This is a genomic window from Mucilaginibacter sp. P4_G9, from assembly GCF_056400985.1.
In genome coordinates this window covers 1-5,346 of sequence record NZ_JBFUKF010000344.1, presented here as the reverse complement: position 1 = coordinate 5,346, position 5,346 = coordinate 1, and the positions used below count along the sequence as shown (strand labels likewise).

Here is a 5,346-nt window from a genome sequence, read left to right as displayed (position 1 = left end):
CGATTAACCTGGCAGCCTTAACCCTGGATAAAAATGCCAATGTAATTTTCTGCAATAAATACCTGGCCAACCTGCTGGGTTATACACAAAATGAGATCATTGGTTTAAACTGGATGAAAAATTTTGTGACCGATGATCTGCAGGATTTTCTGATGGGCTGGCTTGAAAACGATACAGTCGGCGCCCACTTTGTTAATCCTATTATTTGCCGCAATGGCGATCAACGTATTATCAGCTGGCAAAACACGGTTAGCTACGATGAAAATGGCAACCTAAAAGAAACTACCAGCATTGGTGAAGATATAACCGACCAGCAAAAGGCCAGGCAAGAACTGATATGGGCCAAAGAACTGGCCGAAAAATCGTCAAAATTTAAATCGGAGTTCCTGTCTATCATGAGCCATGAGATTCGCACACCGATGAACGCGGTTATCGGCACCACCAATTTATTATTAACCGAAGATCCGCGGCCCGAGCAGCTGGAATACCTCAATACACTTAAATTTTCGGGCGAGAACCTGCTGGCCATTATAAATGATATTTTAGATTACAATAAAATAGAGGCCGGTAAGCTGGAACTCAATAACTCCCGGTTTAACCTTCACCAGCTTATCCAAAAAATAAAGCAATCGTTTCATTCCAAAGTGGCCGAAAAACAGTTAACGCTTGATGTTATTATCGACGAAGCTATTCCCGAAATGGTAACCGGCGATGCCATGCGTTTAAGCCAGGTGATGAATAACCTGCTAAGCAATGCGGTTAAGTTTACCCATACCGGCGGAGTTAGCATTAAACTAGAGAAGGAGCTTATCAACAATGCCAGCGTAACTGTTAAATTTACTGTTACAGATACCGGGATAGGCATCTCTGCCGATAGCTTTAATATTGTTTTTGATCCTTTTATGCAGGACAAACAGGTTATTAACAATGATTACGGTGGTACCGGGCTTGGGCTTGCTATTACCAAGCGACTGGTGGAGCTGCACAACAGTACCATTTCTGTTGAGAGTGAATTGGGCAAAGGTACTTCATTCGCTTTTTCAATCACCTTTAATATTGCATCAAATCATACTGCATCCAAGGCCATAGGCTATCAGCCGGTCACACCTTCTGTTGCCGGGCATGTGCTCAATTTAACCGGCATGAAAATATTGGTGGTTGATGATAATAAAATGAACCTGATGATAGCTACCAGATTTTTAAAGAAATGGAATGCGGAGGTTGATGAGGCTCTTAATGGCGAGATTGCGGTAAACATGGTAAATAACAATAGCTATAATCTCATTATTATGGATCTGCAAATGCCTGTTATGGATGGCTTTGAAGCAACTGCTATAATCAAAAAATCGCACCCCGATATTCCGATCATAGCACTAACTGCCGATGCTATGCCCGAAACTCATAATAAAGCATTTGAAGCCGGCATGAGCGATTACCTCACCAAGCCCTTTGTACCAGAAACCTTGTTTGAAAAAGCAGCAAAATACTGTAAAATTACTACAGTTAACAGTCAGCGGGGAAAATCAAATTAATTCATTTGCTCCTTAACCTGTCCACACTCTTTCATATGCTCAGGAAAATAAGGGTTTTCGATGGCCTTATTGAGTGATAACCAGTATCCTCCTTTGCCGCTATCGGCCATAGGGCAATAATCAACATAAATGGTAGCGGTTTTTAATTTAGCACCTCTAACCAGCGTGATAACATCCTTACTTAAAATCAAAAAACTAGCGCGCTGCGCTTTTACATCATCTGTTGCAGCAATCTGGTGGGCAAGTGTTGCGGTTTCTGAACAACCTTTTATAGCTGCCAGCTTACCTTCAAGGGCCGAAGCCCTTAATTTGATACCCGCTACATCTGATTTTAAGAACTCATCTTTCAACCCGATATATGCGGTAAAAACTTCAGTTGTATTAACAGTATCAACTACCCGTGATTCGGTAGCCGCAGTATCGGTTTTAGCAATATCCTGCTGTTTTGCCGGTTGATTACATGCCGATGCCGCTACAAGGGCCACAAACAGCAAAATATAGTTTACAATTTTCATTTATTACTTAGTTAGTACGGATAGCTTCAACCGGGTCGAGCCTTGAGGCAAAATACGCGGGAATAATTCCCGATATTACGCCTATCCCAATGGAATAACTTAAACCAATGATAATATTTTCGGCCCCCAGTATTACCTGTACATCAAATGCAGCTTTAATACCAAACGTTAAAAAATAAACAAGTAAAAGCCCTACCAGCCCACCCATTATACAAAGTGCAACGGATTCTATTAAGAACTGTAATAATATGAAATAGTTTTTAGCACCCAACGATTTTTGGATCCCGATAATGTTTGTACGCTCTTTTACCGATACAAACATGATATTGGCAATACCAAATCCTCCAACCAGCATCGAAAATAAGCCTATAATAAAACCGCCTTTGTTTAATACATTAAAAACTTTATCCAGCTCCTGCGTTAACATGGTAGTACGGTTAAGGGCAAAATTATCTTCTACACCCGGCCTGAGACTCCTGATAGAGCGCATTAACCCCCTTATCTCACTTTCAACATCATCTGTAGGGATTCCCTCCTTCCCCCGTACAATAATGGATGGGCGATATTTTTCGTTTTGCACATCAATAAGGTTGTGGGCAAAATTCAATGGCAATAAAACTTCTTTATCGGTTGATATGCCCAGCATATCCTTACCCTGTTTTGAAAACACGCCTACTACAGTTACATAACGGCCCATTACTTTTATTTGCTTACCAACGGCATCACCGCCTGGGAAAAGGTTTTGGGCAATATCATAACCAATATCTGTAATAGGGGCTCCTGTTTTTGATTCAATCTCGGTAAAATACCGGCCGGCTGCAAAATCAAAGTTCCAGGTTTTGTCGTGATCCTGTGATGCGGCATCTATCTGCGCGCCCTCAACAGTATTACTTTTATATTTAATAGTACGGTTATCAATACCAATCTCATAAGATAATGCTTCGGCAGTTTGGCTGCGGCGCGTTAGCTCATTAAAATCTTTAAGCTTAGCTACTGGTCTTTGCAGGTATTTCCACCACGGAAAATCGCTGCCACCCACCCAGGGCCATTTTTCAACATAGATACTATTGTTGCCCAGCTTGTTTACACTGGTTTGCAAATTGTTACGCAAGGTATCCACCGCCGAAAACACCGCTATAATGGTAAATATGCCTATAGTAACACCAAGCAATGAAAGCGTTGTACGAATCTTGTTCTGCCTTAATGCATCATAAGCAAACAAAAAGCTTTCCCCTAAAAGTTTTAAAAACAACATATCTATATATGATTACACGGATTACAATGTGATTTCACCGGTTTTTTAATGATTTTATTGAATTGTAAATCAAATTACCAAAAACAATGTTATGGGTTAGACGATGATACACATATTAAGTTACATTATTATTTTGTTTTAGTAAAAAGCCCCAATCGGCGTAATCAACAAAATATCAATGTAATCAACAAAATATTACGTACATTTGCGCCCTGAAAATTCATATACATAAACATGAAATTATCTCAATTTAAATTCAATTTACCAGATTCATTAATAGCGCACAATCCATCAACAACCCGCGACGAAGCGCGCTTAATGGTTTTACACAAGGATWCTGGAAAAATTGAACATAAAATATTTAAAGACGTACTTGATTATTTTGACGATAAGGATGTTATGATCCTTAACAATACCAAAGTATTCCCTGCGCGTTTGTATGGAAATAAAGAAAAAACAGGCGCCACAATTGAGGTTTTTTTGCTGCGCGAATTAAACAAAGAATTGCGTTTATGGGATGTATTGGTTGATCCGGCCCGTAAAATACGCGTTGGTAATAAATTATATTTTGGTGATGACGACCTTTTAATTGCCGAGGTTGTTGATAATACCACCTCACGCGGCCGTACCATCCGCTTTTTGTTTGACGGTACCGACGAAGAATTCCGCCGCAATGTGGAGATACTGGGCGAAACACCATTGCCAAAATATATTAAGCGCAAGGCTACCGCCGAAGATAAAGAGCGCTATCAAACTATTTTTGCCAAGCATGAAGGCGCCGTTGCAGCCCCTACCGCTGGTTTACACTTTAGCCGCGAGTTGATGAAACGCCTTGAATTAAAAGGCGTTGAATTTGCAGAGGTTACCCTGCACGTTGGGTTAGGCACTTTTCGCCCGGTTGAGGTTGAAGATTTAACCAAACACAAAATGGACTCGGAGCAATTTATCATCGAGCAAAAACAAGCTGATATTGTAAACCGTGGTATTGAACGTAAAACACGCATATGCGCTGTAGGCACTACTTCAATGCGTGCTATTGAATCGGCAGTATCGGCAGGCAAAACACTTAAAGCCGCTAATGACTGGACCAGCAAGTTCATTTTCCCTCCGTATGATTTCAGTATAGCCAACTCTATGATCACCAACTTCCACACGCCTGAATCAACATTATTGATGATGGTATCGGCATTTGGCGGTTACGAGTATGTAATGAATGCTTATGAAGTTGCGGTTAAAGAAAAATATCGTTTTTACAGCTACGGCGATGCCATGCTGATCATCTAAATTTTAGATGTGAGATTTTAGAGATGAGATATGAGACTTAGGATTCATATCTCATTTTTTTTGTTTTAGATTTGTATTTAATGACATGCCATCCTGAACTTGTTTCAGGAACCCACAGGACAGGTATCCCCGTATGAAGTAAAATTAGCACGCCGGGTGCCGAAACAAGTTGCATGACATTGCAGGTTAAAATTTATGGAAAACCCTAATCTCAAATCTCCTATCTCAAATCCCATATCTAAATACGTTATCATCGTTGCCGGCGGTTCCGGTACCCGGATGGGGGCTTCTGTTCCAAAACAGTTTCTGTTGGTTAACGGGCTACCCGTGTTAATGCATACTATGCGGGCTTTTCATAATTTGGATGTTAACACCGGTATCATCCTGGTGCTTCATGCTGATTTTCATGTGTACTGGAATGAGCTATGCACCAACCATAATTTCACTATCCCCCATTTTTTAGTGGCCGGTGGCGAAACCCGTTTTCACTCGGTAAAAAACGGATTGGATAAAATACGCTGTACAGACGATGCGCTCATTGCTGTACATGACGCCGTACGCCCGCTTACCAGCGCTGCAATTATCAAAACATCATACAATCATGCCCATGAGCATGGCAATGCGGTAACAGCCGTTAAAAGCCGCGATTCGGTGAGGCAAGTAATTGATGGCAGGTCGGTAAGTTTATTACGGGATCATATCTACCTGGTACAAACCCCGCAAACATTCAGGGCCGGATTGTTAAGAAAAGCATATGAAC

The 5,346-nt window shown here is 41.0% G+C and carries 5 protein-coding genes; 3 read left to right on the top strand and 2 right to left on the bottom strand.

Translation table 11 applies throughout. The features are described from left to right. A partial coding sequence (locus AC1DPZ_RS21265; protein ID WP_477407194.1) for a response regulator occupies nt 1-1,532 on the top strand: 1,532 nt, incomplete at its 5' end. Here AC1DPZ_RS21265 and AC1DPZ_RS21260 read toward each other — a convergent pair. Both AC1DPZ_RS21260 and AC1DPZ_RS21255 read right to left on the bottom strand, forming a co-directional pair. Beyond that, nucleotides 1,529-2,047, bottom strand: a complete 519-nt coding sequence (locus AC1DPZ_RS21260; protein WP_477407192.1) for a DUF3347 domain-containing protein — start codon at nt 2,045-2,047, stop codon at nt 1,529-1,531. The genes AC1DPZ_RS21265 and AC1DPZ_RS21260 overlap by 4 nt on opposite strands. Nucleotides 2,048-2,054: 7 nt before the next feature. Beyond that, the gene (locus tag AC1DPZ_RS21255; RefSeq protein WP_477407190.1) at nt 2,055-3,302 is read right to left on the bottom strand and encodes an ABC transporter permease; all 1,248 of its coding nucleotides are present in this window, start codon (nt 3,300-3,302) and stop codon (nt 2,055-2,057) included. A gap of 234 nt (nt 3,303-3,536) precedes the next feature. Here AC1DPZ_RS21255 and queA point away from each other — a divergent pair, with 234 nt between their 5' ends. Further along, nucleotides 3,537-4,586, top strand: a complete 1,050-nt coding sequence (gene queA, locus AC1DPZ_RS21250) for a tRNA preQ1(34) S-adenosylmethionine ribosyltransferase-isomerase QueA (RefSeq protein WP_477407188.1) — start codon at nt 3,537-3,539, stop codon at nt 4,584-4,586. Between the two features lie 195 nt (nt 4,587-4,781). Beyond that, nucleotides 4,782-5,346, top strand: a 565-nt coding sequence (locus AC1DPZ_RS21245; protein ID WP_477407186.1) for an IspD/TarI family cytidylyltransferase, incomplete at its 3' end; no start/stop codon positions are given.

Coding starts and splice junctions, on each gene's coding strand:
- AC1DPZ_RS21260 (WP_477407192.1), bottom strand. CDS start 2,047: ATGAAAATTGTAAACTATATTTTGCTGTTTGTGGCCCTTGTAGCGGCA.
- AC1DPZ_RS21255 (WP_477407190.1), bottom strand. CDS start 3,302: ATGTTGTTTTTAAAACTTTTAGGGGAAAGCTTTTTGTTTGCTTATGAT.